Annotated in this window: 2 protein-coding genes; both read right to left on the bottom strand. The window is 67.9% G+C overall.

Features of this window, described 5'->3' with window-relative positions:
* Positions 1–76: 76 nt before the first annotated feature.
* The gene (locus F5544_RS04765) at positions 77–12175 is read right to left on the bottom strand and encodes an amino acid adenylation domain-containing protein (RefSeq protein WP_428847163.1); all 12099 of its coding nucleotides are present in this window, start codon (positions 12173–12175) and stop codon (positions 77–79) included.
* Positions 12176–12468: 293 nt separating this feature from the next.
* Positions 12469–19737, bottom strand: a complete 7269-nt coding sequence (locus F5544_RS04760) for an amino acid adenylation domain-containing protein (protein ID WP_428847117.1) — start codon at positions 19735–19737, stop codon at positions 12469–12471.
* Positions 19738–20038: the final 301 nt, after the last annotated feature.

The raw sequence follows: 20038 nt of genomic DNA, 5'->3' as shown, positions 1-20038 counted from the left end.
CAGGGCATGCCCCAACATGTGCCGGGGGCGATTATGCCTTGCCGGACCGCAATTCGGCTCGGCAAGGCATTTCGTCTCAGCTCAGCGCTCTGACCAGGTCGGATAGCTGAGGTCCGAGCACTTCCAACGCCTCCGGTGTGACCATTTTGTCGTGTGTGACCGGAATTGGACGATCGACTATTAACCCCGTCACATAGGGCCGCCAATCGGCCGCCGAACGCGAATCCGGACCGTCCACCGTCGGATCGCCGAATTCCGCGCTGAAGTATTCGATGTCACCGTCGAATACCCCCGGCTGGTATCCGGCAATGAGCTCGGCAGAGCGGACCGCACTCCGGTAGATCTGGCGCAACCGCTCCGGCGTCAGCGCGACCAGCTCGGCCGGGATCATGGCGTGCAAGGCGGCCAACGCATCCGGCGAGAGGTCGTCGATATCGTCCTGCGCGGCAAGCACATCCGCACCGATGCCGAGTTCGGCCAGCGCACCGCGCACCGCGGCGCGGAACCCGCTGACATCGGCCTCCGGGAACGCGTCGAGCAGTGCGAGCAGCTCGACTTGGGCACCGGCCGACCGCAATTCGGTCGCGATGGCGTGCGCGAGCACACCGCCGAGCGACCAGCCGAGCAGCCGGTACGGCCCATCCGGCTGCACCGCGCGGATCTCCGCGACATAGCGGGCGGCCAACTGCGCCAACGATTCCGGCAGGTAGTCGACCTCGGAGAGCGCGGGCGACTGCAGGCCGTAGATCGGCTGATCCGCTGGCAGGTAAGCGGCGAGTCCGGCATATGCCCAAGCCAAACCGTACATCGGGTGGACGCAGAACAGCGGGGTTCCAGGTCCGGTACGAATCGGCAACACCACGCCGAGTGCGGCATTCGCATCGTCCACCGATCCGGCATCGATCCGTGCGGCGAGGCCCGCCACCGTCGCATCGGTGAAGAACCACTGCACACCGATGGTGGCGCCGGTCATTTCGCGCAGCCTGGCGACGGCGCGGGTGGCGAGTAGTGAATTGCCGCCGAGGCTGAAGAAGTCATCGTCCAGGCCGACCTGCGCGACGTCGAGCAGATCAGCGAAGGCTTGGGCAACCGCCTGCTCCGTCTCGGTCTCGGGCGCACGATAGCTCGCGCCGGAGACGAATTCCGGTGCGGGCAGCGCCTTCCGGTCCAGCTTGCCGTTCGGGGTCAACGGCAGCGCGTCCAGCACGACGATCGCGTCCGGAACCATGTAGCCGGTCAAGAACTGCGCAACCTGATCACGCAAAACCACCGAATCCAGCACCGAATCCCCGGCTGGCACAACATAACCGATGAGACGGTCGCCGGTGCCGGGCTCATTGCGGACCAGCACGACCGACTGGCCCACGCCGGGGCAACGCAGCAACGCCGACTCGATCTCGCCGAGTTCGATGCGGAAACCACGCAGCTGCACCTGCTGGTCGCTGCGGCCCGCGTACTCCAGATTCCGGTCGTGCCAGCGGCCGATGTCACCGGTGCGGTACATCCGAGACCCGGGCGCACCGAACGGGTTCGCCACGAACCGGGTCGCGGTAAGCCCCGGCCTGCCGAGGTAGCCGCGCGACAACTGCGCACCGACAACCTGGATTTCACCGGGAACGCCGACGGGTACGGGGTGCAGTCGGTCGTTGAGCACGTAGGCGTCCAGACCCGGGATGGCCCGGCCGATCACGCTCGCCGAACTCGCGGCTGCCTGCTCGTCGAGCGGCAGGAACGACACGTGCACGGTGGTCTCGGTGATGCCGTACATGTTCACCAGCCGCGGCCGATCCACCGGATGCCGCTCATACCAGCGCTCCAGCTTCCGCGGATCCAACGCCTCACCGCCGAATACGACGTAGCGCAGCGCCAGCCGAGCTGGGTCCGCGGCCCGATCCGCCTCCGCCAGTTGGTAGAACGCCGACGGCGTCTGGTTGAGCACCGTCACCCGTTCCCGGATCAGCAGCTCGCGGAACAACTCCGGGGAACGCGAAGTCAGATAGTCGACAACAACGACGCTGCCGCCGTGCGCCAGCGCGCACCACAACTCCCACACCGAGAAATCGAATGCGAACGAGTGGAACAACGTCCACACATCGGTCTCGTCGAAACCGAACAGCGGCTGGGTGTTCGCGAACAGCTCAACGACATTCCGGTGCGCGACGCCAACGCCCTTGGGCACACCCGTCGAACCCGAGGTGTAAATGACATACGCCAGATTGTCCGGACGCAACGGTGCGAGCCGATCCGCGTCGGTGATCGGCCGGTCGGCGAACGCCGTTGCCTCACTGAGCAATACCACCGGCAGATCACCGACCGGAACAGCGTCCCGCTCCGCAGTCGTCGTCAATACACACACCGGCGCGGCGTCGGCCAGCATGAACTCCAGACGTTGTACCGGATACGTGGAATCAATAGGCAGATACGCCGCACCACTCAACAACACACCGAGCAGCGCCACCGGCAACTCCTCGGTACGCGCAACCGCAACGGCCACCAGCTTTTCCGGGCCAGCGCCCTGCGCGATGAGTGCCCGCGCAACCTGATTGGCCCGACGCAACAACTCACGGAAGGTGAGGGTGGTTTCGCCGTAGCGGATGGCAGGCGCGTCGGGCTGTCGCCAGACCTGATCGTTGATCAGTGCGGGCAGGGTGACGCCGGGCACCCAGGTGCCGCGCGAATTCCACGCGCGCAGCACGAGTTCGCGCTCGCCCGGTGCCAGCAGGTCGATATCGCCGACCGCGACGGTACCGTCGGTGGCGACCGCGGCGAGGATCCGGCCGAAGCGATCCGCGAAATCCCGCACGGTCGATTCGTCGAAGAGGTCGGTCGCGTAACCGAAGACCGCCGAAATACCTTCCGCCTGCCCGTTTTCCGCGAGGGTCAGCTGCAGGTCGAACTTGGCGAGCGGCACGCCGGGATCGATGCCGGCGACGGTGAGGCCGGGCAGCTCCAGCGAGGTCTGCGCCAAATTCTGGAAGGCGAGCATCACCTGGAACAACGGATGCCGCGCCGCCGAACGCACCGGATCCAAAAGCTCCACCAGCCGCTCGAACGGCAGATCCGCGTGACCGAACGCTTCGACATCGGTACCGCGCACCTCACCGAGCAGCTCCGCGAAACTCGCGCCCGGCCGAATCTCATTGCGCAACACCAGCGTATTGACGAACATGCCGACCAAATCGTCGAGTTCGGTCTCACCGCGCCCGGCGACGGGCGTGCCGATCGCGATATCCCTGGTGCCGGACAGCCGCGCGAGCAGCACCGCGAGCGCCGCGTGCACCACCATGAACAGCGTCGAATTATGTTCCTGCGCGAGCCGGTTCAGCCCGACATGGACTTCCGCCGGAATCTCGAAGGACAGCGCGGCGCCACGGTAGGACGCGACAGCGGGTCGCGGCCGGTCGGCGGGCAGCGCCAATTCCTCCGGCAGTCCGGCCAGCGCGGTGCGCCAGTATGCGGCCTGCTGCGAGATCAGGCTCTCCGGATCGGATTCCGAGCCGAGCGTGGCGCGCTGCCAGAGGCTGTAGTCCGCGTACTGCACCGGCAGCGTCGCCCAGCCGGGCGCGACGCCACCGCTGCGCGCGGCGTATGCCACCATCACGTCCCGGGTCAGCGGGCCGAGCGACCAGCCGTCGGTGCTGATGTGGTGCGCGACGAAGACGAGCACGTGCTCGGTGGGCGTCAGCTCGAAAAGCGCGACCCGGAACGGCAATTCGGTGGTGACATCGAATCCGGCCGCGACGATGTCGCGCACCTCGTCGATGACGCGCTCGGCGTCCGTCGGCACCGCGGGCAGCCTGACCGGCACGGTATCGGCGATCCGCTGGATCGGGCCGTCCGCCGTCTCCGGATAGGTGGTGCGCAGAATCTCGTGGCGGGCAACCAGATCCGCGACGGCGAGCTCGAGCGCCGCGGTATCCAGTTCGCCGGACAGCCGGATGGCGACCGGAATGTTGTAAACCGCCGAGCCCGTGTCGAACTGGTTGAGGAACCACATGCGCTGCTGCGCCAGCGAGAGCGGGATCAGCTCCGGCCGCGGGCCCGCGACCAGCGCCGTGCGCCCGCCCGCACCGGCATGCCGCTCCGCCCGCACCGCGAGCCCGGCCACCGTCGATGCCTCGAACAGCACCCGCACCGGCACCCGGGTATCCAGCGCCGCGCCGAGGCGGGCCGCGACCTGGGTGGCCAGCAGCGAATTGCCGCCGAGGGCGAAGAAGTCGTCGTCCGCGCCGACCTGCGGCACACCCAGCACCTCGGCGTACACGGTGGCGACGATCTCTTCGATCGGGGTCGACGGCGCCCGATAGACCTGCGCCTCGAATTCCGGCTCTGGCAGGGCCTTCCGGTCCAGCTTGCCGTTGACGTTGAGCGGCAGCGCATCGAGCACAACGAACGCGGACGGCACCATGTAGGAGGGCAGCGCCGCGGCGAGCTCCGATTTCAGCTGCGCCACATCGAGTTCCGGATCCGGCGAGACCAGGTACGCGACCAGCCGGTCGCCGGTGTGCGCATCGGTTCTGGCGAGCACCGCGGCCTGCGCCACGTCCGGCCGCGCCAGCAGCGCGGCCTCGATCTCGCCGAGCTCGATGCGGAAACCGCGCACCTTCACCTGGAAGTCGGTGCGGCCCCGGTATTCCAGCTCGCCATCGGCTGTCCATGCGACGAGGTCACCGGTGCGGTACATCCGGGTGCCGTGCTCGAACGGGTTGGCCACGAACCGATCCGCGGTCAGCTCGGCCCTTCCGACGTAGCCGCGCGCCAATTGCGCACCGGCCAAATACAATTCGCCCGAGACACCGGCGGGCACCGGCCGCAGCCGCGCGTCGAGCACGAATACCCGGCAGTTCCACTCCGGCGCGCCGATCGGCACCGAGGCGGTATCGGCGGCGGTCACCCGGTGGCTGGTGATCGACACCGCCGCCTCGGTCGGGCCGTACAGATTGAACAGCGCCACTCGCGGTTTCGTGGCGCGGAATCGCTGAGCCAGCGTGCCGGGCAGCGCCTCACCGATCGCGAGTACCCGGCGCAGCGAATCCACCGCCGCCAGCCCGCGCGCGTCCGCGACCAGCGCGTCCAGCATGGACGGCACCACATGCAGGGTGGTCACCGCCTCGCGGGCCATCAGCTCGTTGAGATAGGCCGGGTCGCGGTGCCCGTCGGGGGTCGCGAGCACTAGACGTCCGCCGCAGGCGACGGCCGACCAGAATTCCCACACCGAGAGGTCGAAGGTCGCGGCGGTCTTCAGCAGCACGATATCGGTCGGCCCGAGCACGAATGCCGCCGTCTTCCACAGCAATTGATTCAGAATCGCGGCGTGGGTGACCGCGACGCCCTTGGGACGCCCCGTCGAACCGGAGGTGAAGATGACATACGCGGTGTTGTCGGTGCGCAGCGGGACCGCCCGCTCGGCATCCCGGATCGGCCGCGGGTCCGGTTGCAGCGCAAGGTCTTCCAGCCGCACCACCGGCGCGATATCGGTGTCGAAGGCGGCATCGGCATTGGTAAGGACGCAGACCGGTGCGGCGGATTCCAGGATGTGCCCGGTGCGTTCGGCCGCCTGATCCGGATCCACCGGCACGTACGCGCCGCCCGCCTTCGTCACCGCGTACATGGCGACAATGAGATCCACGGAGCGACGCAGTGCGAGCGCCACCCGCGCCTCCGGGCCGACGCCGAGCGAAATCAGGTGCCGGGCAAGGGCATTCACCTGGCCGTCGAGTTCGGCATAGCTCAGCTCGGCGCGGCCGCCATCGGGCAGATCGGCGACCAGCGCGGTGACATTGGGCGCCCAGGCGACCGCGGCGTCGAGCACCGCCGCCAGCGTGCTGGTCCGCACCTTGCGCTCGGTGTCGTTCCAGCCGAACAGCACCGCGTCGCGTTCCTCGACGTCGAGCACATCGATATCGCCGACCCGGATATCGGCGTCGGCGACCACCGCGGCCAGCACCCGGGACAGTCGCTCGGCGAAACCGCGCACCGTCTGCGCGTCGAAAAGATCTGTCGCATAAGTGAAGAAGCCGCCGATACCCGCGGGCGCACCCTGCTCGTCGTAACCGTCGGCGACGATGAGATGCAGGTCGAACTGCGAAACATCCAGGTCCGCATCCACCTTGGCTACGGTCAGGCCCGGCAACTCCAACGCGGTCCGCGCCAGATTCTGGAACGAAAGACCCACCTGGAACAGCGGATGATGCGCCGTCGACCTACGCGGGTTCAACACCTCCACCAAGCGCTCGAACGGAATATCCGCATGCGCGAACGCCTGAAGATCGGTCTCCCGCTGCTTACCCAGCAACTCCGCGAACGTGGCATTCCCGTCGTACCGGGTGCGGAACACCACGGTATTGACGAACATACCGATCAAATCATCGAGCTCACGCTCACCACGGCCCGCCACCGGAGTACCGATGGCGATATCGTTCGAACCCGACAACCTGGCCAACGCCACCGCGAGCGCGGTATGCACAACCATGAACAGCGTCGCACCATGCGCACGCGCCAATTCGACCAGCCCGGAATGGGTTTGCGCATCGATCGATACATCAACCCGCGCACCGGCCAGCGTGGCGACCGCGGGCCGCGGCCGATCGGTCGGCAGCTCCAACAGGTCGGGCAGATCCGCGAGCTGCTCACGCCAGAACGCAATCTGCTGCGCCGCAATCGAATCCGCATCGGACTCGTCGCCGAGCACCGCACGCTGCCACAGCGCGTAATCCGCATACTGCACCGGCAACGGAGCCCACGACGGCGCCTCACCCGCCGTCCGCGCCGCATACGCCACCATCACATCACGCACCAGCGGACCCATCGACGAACCGTCGCCCGCGATGTGGTGCACCACCACCCCGAGCACGTAATCGTCCGCGGCGCCCTCGATTTGGTACAGCGCGACACGCAACGGCACCTCTTCGGTGACGTCGAACGGCGTCGCGGCCAGCGTGTACACCGCGCCGGCGATCTCGGATTCCGCCATCGGGCGCGGCGTCGCGTTCAGCGCGACGCGCTGCGGCGGCAGCACCACCTGCACCGGCCCGTCCGGCGTCTCCGGATAGACGGTGCGCAGCACCTCATGCCTGCCGACCACGTCGTCGAGTGCGGCGGCGAGGGCATCGGTGTCCAGCGCGCCGGTCAGGCGCAGCGCGAACGGCAGGTTGTAGGCGGCCGAACCCGCGCCCGAGGAACCGTCCTCGGCCTGATCGAAGCGGTTGAGGAACCACATCCGCCGCTGCGCCAGCGAGAGCGGCAGCTGCTCCGGCCGCTCGATGCTGCCCAGTTCGATGGTGCGCTGCCCGTGCACCTGCGATTCCACGGCCGCGGCCAGCGCTGCGACGGTGGGCGTTTCGAACAGCGCGCGCACCGGAACCCGGCCGCCGATGGCCGCGCCGATCCGGGCGACCACCTGGGTGGCGATCAGCGAATTGCCGCCGAGCGCGAAGAAGTCGTCGTCCGCGCCGATCCGGGTGAGGCCGAGCACCTCGCCGAATACACCGGCGACGATTTCCTCCACCGGGGTGGCGGGCGCGCGGAATTCCTTGGCCTCGAAGCTGGGTTCCGGCAACGCCTTTCGGTCCAGCTTGCCGCTCGGGTTCAGCGGGAAGGCGTCCAGCGCGACGATGGTGGCCGGAACCATGTACGCGGGCAACACATCCGAGACAGCCGCGCGCAGCACCTGTGGATCGATGACCGCGCCGGGTGTCGGCACGGCGTAGGCCACGAGTTGGTCGCCCAGCGTGGACCCCGCCACCAGCGCGACCGCCTGGCTCACGGAAGGCTGTGCCAGCAAAGCGGTTTCGATCTCGCCGAGCTCGATGCGCTGACCACGGAACTTCACCTGGAAATCGGTGCGGCCGATGTAGTCGAGCACACCGTCCGCGTTGTCCGGCGTGGTGCGCCAGACCACCAGGTCGCCGGTGCGATACATGCGCTTACCGGTGGTGAACGGATTGGCGACGAACCGATCCGCGGTGAGGTCGGGCCGTCGCACATAGCCGCGCGCCAGCTGGTCACCCGCCAGATACAGCTCGCCGGGCACACCGATCGGCACCGGCCGCAGTCGCGAATCCAGCACGTAGACTTCGGTATTCCACTGCGGCAGGCCGATCGGCACGGTGCGTTCGGTGGCGTCCTCCGCGGGCCAGTAGGTCACCGAGACCGCCGCCTCGGTAGGCCCGTAAAGGTTGTGCACCGCGGCGTCGGAAACGTTCTGCAACGCCGTCACCGTCTCCGGCGGCAGCGCCTCGCCGATGACGAACACATCCCGCAAGGACGGAATCGAACCCGGCCGCGTATGCGCCGCGAAAACGGTGAGCATCGACGGCACGAAATCTGTGACCGTCACCCGCTGCGCGGCAATCGTTTCCGCGACATACATCGGATCGCGATGACCATCGTGAGTGGCCACAACGAGTTTCGCACCAACCCGCAACGGCATGAAATAACCCCACAACGACACATCGAACGTCGTCGCGGTCTTCTGCAGGTACACGTCATCGGAATCAAGCGGGTATTCGGCCAGCATCCAGGTGATCTGGTTATTGATGGCCGCGTGCGAAACCGCGACGCCCTTGGGCTTACCCGTCGAACCGGACGTGAAGATCACATAGGCCGGGTTGGCGGCGCAGACCGGCCGCAGCAGTTCGTACGGCTGCACGGGGGTGCTGTCGAAACCGCTCGTGTCGAGGGCGTCGATGTACAGCGTCGCGACATCCTCCGGCACCGCGACGGCATCCCGGGTGGTGGTCACCACCGCGGCGGGCCGCGCCGTGTCGAGGATGTGGGCGATGCGCTCGGCCGGATGATCCGGATCCAACGGCACATACGCACCACCAGCCGTCACAATCGCATACATACCGACAACAAGATCCAACGAACGCCGAACCGCAAGACCCACCAACGATTCCGCACCAACACCCTGCGAAATCAACAAACGAGCAAGCCGATTCACCCGCTCATCGAACTCACCATAAGTCAGCTCGACACCCTCGTAGGCAATCGCGACGGCCTCCGGATGCGCCGCCACCGCCCGGCGGAAGCCGTCAAGCAACAGCTCGGGCGCCACCCGCTGCCGAGTGTCGTTCCACTCGTAGACGATTCGGTCGCGCTCGACCAGCGACAGCAGCCCGATATCGCCGATCGGGCGGGCCGGATCTGCAGCCACCGCCTTCAGGATCCGCCGCAGTCGCGCCGCGAACTCCGCGACGGTCGCCCGGTCGAACAGATCGGTCGCGTAGGTGAACATCGCCGACATACCCGCGGCCGGATCGTCCTGCGGGGTGATGGTGAGCTGCAGGTCGAATTTCGCCACCGCACCATCGAATTCGACAGCCTCGGCCGACAAACCAGGCAACGCCAACGTCGGCTTATCCATATTCTGGAAAAACAACGCCACCTGAAACAACGGATGATGCGCCTGCGAACGCACCGGATCCAACACCTCGACCAACCGCTCGAACGGCAACTCCGCATGCGAAAACGCGGCAAGGTCGATGTCTTTGGCGTCGGCCAGCAACTCACGGAACGAACGCGCCGGATCGATCGCGGTACGCAGCACAAGCGTATTGACGAACATACCGATCAGATCGTCCAGCTCGGCCTCACCACGACCGGCCACCGGCGTGCCGATGGCCACGTCGGCGGTGCCCGACAGTCGGGCGAGCAGCGCAGCGAATGCACTGTGCACCACCATGAACAGCGAGGCGCCCGCCTCCTGCGCGAGTTCCTCCAGCCGGGTGCGGATCCGGCCGTCGATCTCGAAGGTGAATACCGCGCCGCGCCCGGAGGCGACGGCAGGCCGCGGGCGATCCGCGGGCAGGTCGATCCGGTCCGGCAGTCCGACCAAAGTCGCACGCCAGTAGGCGATCTGGGCCGCGGCCACCGAGTCGGGATCGCCCTCGTCGCCGAGCACCTCGCGCTGCCACAGCGCGTAGTCCGCGTATTGCACCGGCAGCGGCGGCAATTCGGGCACGACACCGGAGCTGCGCGCGATATAGGACAGCATCAGATCCCGCACCAGCGGCCCGACGGAGCTGCCGTCGGCGGCGATGTGGTGCACCACAACGGCCAGCACGTATTCTGCGTCGTCGAGCTGTCCGAGCGCGATGCGCAGCGGCACCTCGGCGGCGACATCGAAGCCGCCCAACGCGAACGCCGCCAGCCAGCCCGGCAGCTCGGAGGTCGTGACCTGCTGCGGGGTGAGGTCCGGAATCGCCTGTGCGGCAGGCAGAATCACCTGATAACCGGTGCCGTCGACGGCCGGGTAGACCGTACGCAAAGTCTCGTGCCGCTCGATCACATCGGCGACCGCCGCCTGCAGCGCGGCCACATCCAACGCACCGGTCAACCGGATGGCGAACGGGATGTTGTTCGCGGCCGATGCGGTATCGAACTGGTTGAGGAACCACATCCGCTGCTGTGCCAGCGAGAGCGGAATGTGTTCCGGCCGCGGCATACTCGTCAGCGGCCTGCGTCCGCCCGCACCCTTCAGCGGTTCCAGCCGCGCGGCGAGCGCGGCGACCGTCGGCGCCTCGAAGACGACCCGCGCGGGCACCCTGGCCCCGATGGCGGCGCCGAGCCGGGCCGCGACCTGGGTGGCGATCAGCGAATTGCCGCCGAGTTCGAAGAAGTCGTCATCCGCGCCGACCGGTTCCGCGCTGCCGAGCAGTTCGGCGAATACGTCGGCGACCAGCTGTTCGAACAGCCCGTCGGGTACGCGGAATTCCTTGGCCTGCAACCGCGGAGCGGGCAGCGCCCGCCGGTCCAGCTTGCCGACCGGGGTGAGCGGGATGTGGTCGAGCACCGTGATCGCGGTGGGCACCATATGCGCGGGCAGGCTGCGTTCGGCGAATGCGGTGAGCTCGGCGGTGTCGACCACGGCCCCGCCCGCGGCGTGCACGTAGGCGGCCAGAATCGTCGCACCGCTGTCGAGCCGATGTCCGACGGTCACCGCGAAATCCACGGTCTCGTGCGCGGCCAGCACCGCATCGATCTCGCCCAGCTCGATCCGGAAACCACGGATCTTCACCTGGAAATCGTTGCGGCCCAAATACTCCAGCTCGTTATCGGCGGTCCAGCGCACCAAATCACCGGTGCGGTACAGCCGAGAACCATTGGGATCGAACGGATTCGCCACGAAACGCAGTGCCGTGAGCGCAGGCTGCCGGTGATAGCCGCGGGCCAGCTGGGCGCCGGTGATGTAGAGCTCGCCGACAACGCCCGTCGGTACTGGCGAAAGCCGCTCATCCAACACGTATTCGGTGATCGCCCGGATCGGGCCGCCGATCGTCACCGGCACGTCCGGCGTCAGCGGCGCGCTGATATTGGTCATGATGGTGGTCTCGGTAGGACCGTAACCATTGAAGAACTCACGCACGCCCGGTAAAGCCCAGCGCCGCACCAACTCCGGCGGGCACGCCTCACCACCGGCGACGACCACGCGAAGCTCGTCGAGCCCCGCCGGATCAATCGACGCCAACGCCGCAGGAGTGATGAACGCATGCGTCACACCCTCACGCCGCAGCAACCCGGCCAGCTCCTCGCCGCCGTACACGGTCGGCGCGACGACCACCATGGTGGCCGAACCACCAAGCGCCAGCAGCAATTCCAGCACTGATGCGTCGAAGGACGGCGAGGCGAAATGCAGGGTGCGCGACGTGTTCGTCACCCGGTATCGCTCGCGCTGTTCGTCGCAGAAACTGGACAGTCCGGCCTGGGTGACGACGACGCCCTTCGGCAGACCGGTGGATCCGGAGGTGTAGATGACATAGGCCGGATGTTCGGCGCGCAGCTGCCGCAACCGATCGGCATAGGTGACCGGCTCGGCCGGATACTGCTCCAGCCGCCGCGCCAACTCGTCGCCGTCGACGGACAGCCATGGCACCTGACCGGGCAGCTCGCCGTGCACCCGCTGGACGGTCAGGCCGAGGACCGCGCCGGAATCCTTGACCATGTGCTCGACCCGGTCGGCCGGATAGTTCGGGTCGACGGGTACGAAGCCCGCACCGGTCTTGGCGACCGCCCAGACCGCGACAACCGAGTCGATGGAACGCGGAATACCAACGGCGACCAGATCTTCCGGGCCGATCCCGCGATCGATCAGCAAACGGGCGAGCCGAGTGGACCGCTCGTCGAGTTCGGCATAGCTCAGCGAACCGATGGCACCGGCGGCGTCGGCGTACACGACCGCGGTACCGCTCGGATTCACCTCGACGGCGGTGGCCATCAACTGCGGCAGGGTGGTGACCCGTGGCCGCCGGGTACGGGCGGGCCGTACGCGAGCGGGACGAGTCATTCGCTCATCTCCCGCGCCGCAACCTCGAATTCTGCAGCCGGCCGTCGACCCCCGCGCTCCCGAACCATGAAAGTCTTACTCATCCTGCCTGTAGAACCACGTCCCGCCCACATTTCCAGGGGCAGCCTCGATGCGGCAAACCAATCCACTGTGGCACTCGTCACATCCCGTATCGCGGCAGCTTACCCACTGTGCGAGGCGCCAGGCCCGCGCAGCAGATCCGCCAGCGCGACCACGGTTTGCACCGAGGCCAAGCCGTCCACGTCGGCAACAGTATCCTCGACCACCACCGCTCGAAGATCCTCCAGTGCGGTTACCTCCAGGTCGACAAGGCCCGCCCGATCGGTGAACAGGTGGCTCACCCACTCGTCGGCCAGCGTGTCGGTCAGCTCCGCGACCCGATCCGGCGCCAGCACCACCGAGGCGCCGGTCGCACCGGCGGCCACCAATTCCACCAGCGCGGCAACGCCTTCCGCGCCACCGGTGCGGAAGGTACGGGATTCGAAGGTCAAACCCGTCCGCGCCCGGAACCGGTCGACGACACCGGCCAGCTCGTCGTAGCTGAGCGATTCGATGCCGATGAAGGCCGGATCCGCACCGTGCAGCGCACGGGTGCGATGGGCATAGGTCACCGGGCGTGGCGATTCCCCAGCAATCTCGGCGATCACCGCGGGATCGTCGAGCGCCAGCCAGTCCAGGTCGCCGGAGACCGGCGTGCCGAGGGTGGTCAGGCCGACCTTGAGCTCCAACCCGTTCGGCGCAGCCCCGGCCACTACCGCCGCGCCCGCCTTCACCACCGCCCAGCTGGCGACGGCCTGATGGATGCCACGCTCCAGCCGCAGCGCGACGCCGACGCCGGGACCGCAACCGCGGGCGATCAGCACCCGCGCCAATTGCGATGAGCGCGCGTCGAGTTCCTGGTAGCTGAGCGCGTCGTCGCCAAAGGCGAGTGCCGGACCATCGGGATCGTCCTCGACGGCGGCGGACAGCGCCTGGGTGAGCGCGGTTCCGACGGTGTTCGACGGCGTCTCCGGCTCGCCGCCGGAAACCGGTGCGGCGGAAATCCGTTCCCGCTCCGCATCGTCCAGGATGTCGATATCGCCGACCCGGATACCCGGATTCGCGGCCACCGCGGTGAGTACCCGAATCAGCCTGCGGCCGAAGGCCTGCACCGTAGGCTCGTCGAAAATGTCGGTGGCATAGGTGAATACGGTGAGCAGTTCGTCGACCGAACCGTCGGCGCCGTATCGCGGCACCACGTTCACCTGGAGGTCGAACTTCGCCGCGATGACGCCGGCGTCCAACCCGGAGACCGTGAGCCCCGGCAGTTCCAGGGTGGGCTGCTCGTTGTTCTGGAACGAAAGCACAACGGCGAACAGCGGATTGCGGGTGGTGGCCCGGCCCGGCGTGACCACCTCGACCACCCGCTCGAACGGGATGTCGGCGTTGGCGAACGCGGTCAGGTCGGTCTCCCTGGCCTGGTCGACCAGCGCGTGGAAGCTCGCGGTCGCGTCCACCGGAGTGCGCAGCGCGAGCGTGTTGACGAACATGCCGACCAGATCGTCGAGCGCGCGTTCACCGCGGCCGGCGATCGGAGTCCCGATGGCGATATCGGCGCGGCCGGACAGCCGGGCCAGCAGCACCGCCAGTGCCGCGTGCACCACCATGAACAGCGTCGAATTATGTTCGCGGGCAAGGCGGATCAGCGCCGCATGCACCTCGGCGGGCACTGCGAGACCGGTCGAGGCGCCGCGCATGGACGGCACCGGGGGATGCGGTCGGTCGGTGGGCAGCTCCAGTTCGCCGGACAGCCCGGCCAGCTGCTCGCGCCAGTACGCCAACTGCTTGGCCGCCACCGAGTTCTCGTCGTCGTCGGTGCCGATCACCGCGCGCTGCCAGATGGCGAAGTCGGCGTACTGCACCTGCAGCGGCGACCAACGCGGCGAATTGCCGCGCACCCGCGCCAGATACGCCGTCATCAGGTCGCGCGCCAGCGGTGCTATCGATGCGCCGTCACCTGCGATGTGATGCACGACCATGGCCAGCAGGTACTCGTCCCGGCCGACCCCGAGCAGCAGTGCACGCACCGGAACCTGTTGTGTCACATCGAATCCGGTGGACAGCAGCGCGGTGACCCGGCCGATCGGATCCTCGGTCTCGGTCACCTCCAGCCCGCCGGGCACGGCCTCCGACACCGACAGGATCTCCTGATACGGCAGCCCGTCCGGACCTGCCGGGTAGCGGGTGCGCAGCGATTCGTGCCGCTCGACCACATCGGCGACGGCGTAGCGCAGCGCCGAGACGTCCAGCGCGCCGGTGAGCCGGATGGCCATCGGGATGTTGTAAGCCGGTGAGGCCGGATCGAATTGGTTGAGCACCCACATCCGCTGCTGAGCCAGCGAGAGCGGCACCCGGCTGGTGCGCGGCGCGCGTTCCAGCGGTGGGCGCGCGGCGGCGCCGCCACCGGAACCCGGTACGACGCGGGCGGCCAGCGCGGCCACCGTCGGCGCCTCGAACAGTTCGCGCACCGCGAGATTCGCGTCCAACGCCTCGTTGATCCTGGCCACCACCCGGGTGGCCAGCAGCGAATTGCCGCCGAGGCCGAAGAAATCGTCGTCGAGGCCGACCTCGGCCGCGCCGAGCAGCTCGCCGAATACCGCCGCGACGGCCTGCTCCACCGGCGAGCTCGGGGCGCGGTAGACCGCACCGGAGACGAATTCCGGTGCGGGCAAAGCCTTCCGGTCCAATTTGCCGTTCGGGGTGAGCGGCAGCGCGTCCAGCACGACGATCGCGTCCGGAACCATGTAGCCGGTGAGGAATTCGCCGACCTGCTCGCGCAGCGCCACCGAGTCCAGGTCCGAACCGGCCTCGGGCACAACGTAACCCACCAACCGGTCGCCGGCGTGCTCGTCCGCGCGCACCAGAACGACGGCCTGGCTCACCCCGGGGCAGCGCAGCAGCGCCGACTCGATCTCGCCGAGCTCGATACGGAAGCCGCGCAGCTGCACCTGCTGATCGCTGCGGCCCGCGTATTCGAGGTTGGCCCGCCCGCCGAAGCCGACCCAGCGGCCGATATCGCCGGTGCGGTACATCCGAGACCCCGGCGCGCCGAACGGATTCGCCACGAACCGGGTCGCCGCCAGGCCGGGCCTGCCGAGGTAGCCGCGCGAGAGTTGCGCGCCCGCCACGTAAATCTCACCGGCGACGCCGACCGGTGCGGGATGCAGCCGCTCGTCGAGCACATAGCCTTCCAGGCCCGGCAGCGCGCGACCGATGACGCTGGCCGCGTTGTCCACCATCTGCTCGTCGAGCGACAGGAACGACACGTGCACCGTCGTTTCGGTGATGCCGTACATATTCACCAGCCACGGCGCGTCCACCGCGTGCCGCTCGTACCAGCGGCGCAGCTGCCGCAGATCCAGTGCCTCGCCGCCGAATACGACATAGCGCAACGCGAACTTGCCCTGATCCGTCGCGTGCAGTGTGCGATCGACTTCCGCCAGTTGGTAGAACGCCGACGGCGTCTGGTTGAGCACCGTCACCTGCTCGCGAATCAGCAACTCGCGGAACAACTCCGGCGAACGGGAGGTGAGGTAGTCCACCACGACCACGCTGCCGCCGTTGGCCAGCGAGCACCACAGCTCCCACACCGAGAAATCGAAGGCGAACGAGTGGAACAGCGTCCACACATCGGTCTCGTCGAATTCGAAGAGCAGCTGGGTGTTCGCGAACAGCTCCACCACATTCCGGTGCGCGACGCCAACACCCTTGGGCACACCTGTCGAACCCGAGGTGTAGATGACGTAGGCCAGATTGTCCGGACGCAACGGCGCGAGCCGATCCCGGTCGGTGACCCGCTCGTCGGAGTAGCCGCCGGTCTCCTCGAGCAGCACCACCGGAATTTCACCGGCGGGCACCGCATCTCGCTCACTCACCGTGGTGAGCAGGCAGGCCGGTGCGGCATCGCCGAGCATGAATTCCAGGCGCTGGGCCGGATAGGTCGAATCGATCGGCAGGTACGCCGCACCGGAGAGCAGCACGGCGAGCAGTGCGACCGGCAGCTCCTCGGTGCGCGGAACCGCAACGGCCACAAGTTTTTCCGGGCCCGCGCCCTGCGCGATGAGTGCGCGCGCGGCCCGTGCGGCCCGGCTGTGCAGTTCCTGGAAGGTAAGCGTGGTCTCGCCGTAGCGCACCGCGACCGCGTTCGGGCGGCGACGGGCCTGGGTGGCGAGCAGATCCACCAGCGTCACCGCGGGCACGTTCGCGCCGCTGCTGTTCCACTCGTGCAGCACCAGCTCGCGCTCGCCGGGGGCGAGTACGTCGATATCTCCGACGATCACCGCGGAATCGGCGGCCACCGCGGCCAGGATGCGGCCGAAGCGATCCGCGAAATCCTGCACGGTCGGTTCGTCGAAGAGATCGGTGGCGTAGCTGAAGGCCGCCGAAATGCCTTGCGGCGCACCGTGCACGTCGATGTCCTCGGCCAGCGCCAGCTGCAGGTCGAATTTGGCGAGCGGCACCGCGAGGTCGACACCCGCCACCGAGAGGCCAGGCAGTTCGAGTTCGGCGCGGGCCAGGTTCTGGAAGGTGAGCATCACCTGGAACAGCGGATGCCGCGCCGCCGAACGCACCGGATCCAACAGCTCGACCAGCCGCTCGAACGGCACGTCCGCGTGACCGAACGCCTCGACATCGGTGTGGCGCACCTCACGCAGCAGCTCGTCGAAGCTCAGGCCGGGATCGATCTCGTTGCGCAGCACCAGCGTATTGACGAACATGCCGACCAGATCGTCGAGCGCCGCCTCGCCGCGTCCGGCGACGGGGGTGCCGATCGCAATGTCCCTGGTGCCGGAAAGCCGGGCGAGCAGCACGGCGAGCGCCGCGTGCACCACCATGAACAACGTCGAATTGTGCTGGTGCGCAAGTTTGTTCAGTGCCGCATGGATACCGGTGTCGATCCGGAACTCGTAGGTCGCGCCCCGGTTGGACGCCACTGCGGGCCGAGGCCGGTCGGCGGGCAGTTCCAATTGCTCCGGCAGCGCGGCCAATTGGTTGCGCCAGAACGAGATCTGCTGTGCCAGTACCGAATCCGGATCGTCCTCGGCGCCGAGGACATCCCGCTGCCAGATGGCGTAGTCGGCGTACTGCACCGTGAGCGCGGGCCATTCCGGTGCGCCGCCGTGCATCCGCTCCACATACGCGGTCATCAGATCGCGGGTGAGCGGGCCCATCGAGAAGCCGTCGCCCGCGATGTGGTGCACGACGCAGATCAGCACATGGTCGTGTTCGCCCAGTTCGAGTACCCGCACCCGGACCGGCGGCGCGACCGTGACGTCGAAGCCCTCGATCACCGTCGCGGCGACCAACTCCGGCACCCGCGCCGGATCCGCCTGTTCCACAACGAGATCCGGCACCGACCGCCGATCGCCGATCGGCAGCACCTGCTGGTAGCCCTCGCCGTCCACCTCGGGGTAGATGGTGCGCAGCACCTCGTGCCGCTCGCACAGATCGCGCACCGCGGCCCGCAGCGCCTCGATGTCGAGTTTGCCGGTGAGCCGCACCGCGACCGGAATGTTGTTGACGCCGCTGGCCGGATCGAACCGGTTCAGGAACCACATCCGCTGCTGGGCGTACGACAGTGGGATCCGCGCGGGCCGCGGCTGCGGGCGCAGCGCCTGCCCCGCGGACGATCCGGCGTGCTGCTCCACCCGCTCGGCCAGCGCCGCGACGGTGGACGCCTCGAACAGCAGCTGCACCGGCACCCGGATCTCGAGTGCGGAGCCGATGCGCGCGGCCGCCTGCGCGGCCAGCAGCGAATTGCCGCCGAGTTCGAAGAAGTCGTCGTCCGCGCCGACCCTGGCGTCGGCGACACCCGAAAGCAGCAGCGCCGCGAACACATCCGCGACGATCTCCTCCACCGGCGTCGACGGCGCGCGGAATTTCCGTGCCGCGAATACCGGTTCGGGCAGCGCCGCACGATCGAGCTTGCCGACCGGGGTCAGCGGGATCTCGTCGAGCACCATGATCGCGGCCGGAATCATGTACGCGGGCAACGACGCACCGATGAACTCCGCCAGCTCGCCGGTATCGATGGTGACGCCGGCACGCGGCAGCACATACGAAACCAGCGCCGTCGCACCGGATGGCAGGGTTCGGCCGATGGTCGCCGCGTAATCGATCTCCGGGTGTCCGGTGAGCGCGTTATCGATCTCGCCGAGCTCGATGCGGAAGCCGCGGATCTTCACCTGGAAATCGGAGCGGCCCAAATATTCGATGGTGCCGTCGATTTCGCTGCGACGCACCAGGTCACCGGTGCGGTACAGCCGCGCGCCCGGGTTACCGGTGTCGGCGCCGAACGGGCTGGCGACAAAGCGTTCCGAGGTGAGCCCCGGGCGGCCGAGGTAGCCCTGCGCCAGCGCGGGGCCGGAGAGGTAGAGCTCGCCGACGACACCGGCAGGCACCGGCCGCAGCCGCGAATCCAGTACAAACGCACCGACTCCCGCGATCGAGGTGCCGATGGTGATCGGACCGCCGGGCCGCATCGGCGCACTGCTGGTCGCCAAGATCGTCGCCTCGGTCGGCCCGTATCCGTTGTAGAACAACCGATCCGGGCTCGCCCCCCAGCGCCCGACCAGCTCCGGGCCGAATTTGTCACCGGCGACCACGACGACCTGCAGGTCGTCCAGCCCGGCCGGATCCACCGACTCCAGTGCGCCGGGGGTGATCAGCATGTGCGAAACCTGTTCGCGGCGAAGCAGATCCGCCAGCTCGTAGCCGCCGAACACCTTCGGCGGCGCGACCACGAGCGTCGCGCCCGCGGAGAATGCGAGCAGCAGCTCGAGCACGGAGACGTCGAAATTCGGCGAGCAGACGTGCAGCACCCGGGAATCCGGTGTCACATCGTAATGTTCGCGTTCGGCGGCCACCAGGCTCGCGAGACCGGTATGGGTGACCACGACGCCCTTCGGCCGCCCGGTCGAACCCGAGGTGTAGATGACGTACGCCGGATGCCGCTCGTCGAGCGGGCGCACCCGGTCGGTGTAGGAGATCGGGTGCGCGGGGCGCGCGGCGATCCGGGCCGAGACCACCGGATCGTCCAATTCGATCCAGTAGATGGCGCTGCCGAGCGCGGCCCGGTGCGCCGAGGTGGTGAGGCCGAGCACCGCACCGGAATCGGAGACGATATGCGCGATGCGCTCGGCCGGGTAACTCGGATCCACCGGCACATACGCCGCACCGGTTTTCGCGATGGCCCACACCGCGAGCACCGATTCCAGGCTGCGGGCGATACCGATGGCCACCACATCGCCAGGACCGACCCCGCGCTCGATCAGCTCGCGCGCCACCCGCGACGACGCCTCGTCCAGTTCCTGATAGGTCAGCTCGCGGTCGTCGGCCGGATCACCGGTCGGGTTGTAGCGAATGGCGACCGCTCCGGCCGCCGTCTCCACTGCCGATGTGAGCAGCTGACTGAACAGAAGGCCGCCTGACCTGCGACGACGGGTACCACGAGCAGAGCGGCGGGCGCTATCCATCCGAGTCCATTCACCTCTCGCGTCGTACCGAACCGCACGGCCAACGCGTAACCACCCCCACAGGTTCACATGACATGCCAGGCGGTGGCCGCGGTCCGAGCAATTTACACAGTGTAGGGAGACAGCGGTGAACGTCTACGGTCACCCGCCAGCCACAGTTGCATCGATAGGTCTACCCGGTCCGTTACGCAAGACCCAAATGCGCCGGACAGATTCG

It is taken from the genome of Nocardia arthritidis, assembly GCF_011801145.1.
GTDB lineage: Bacteria > Actinomycetota > Actinomycetes > Mycobacteriales > Mycobacteriaceae > Nocardia > Nocardia arthritidis_A.
This window is presented reverse-complemented; position numbering and strand designations above follow the sequence as displayed.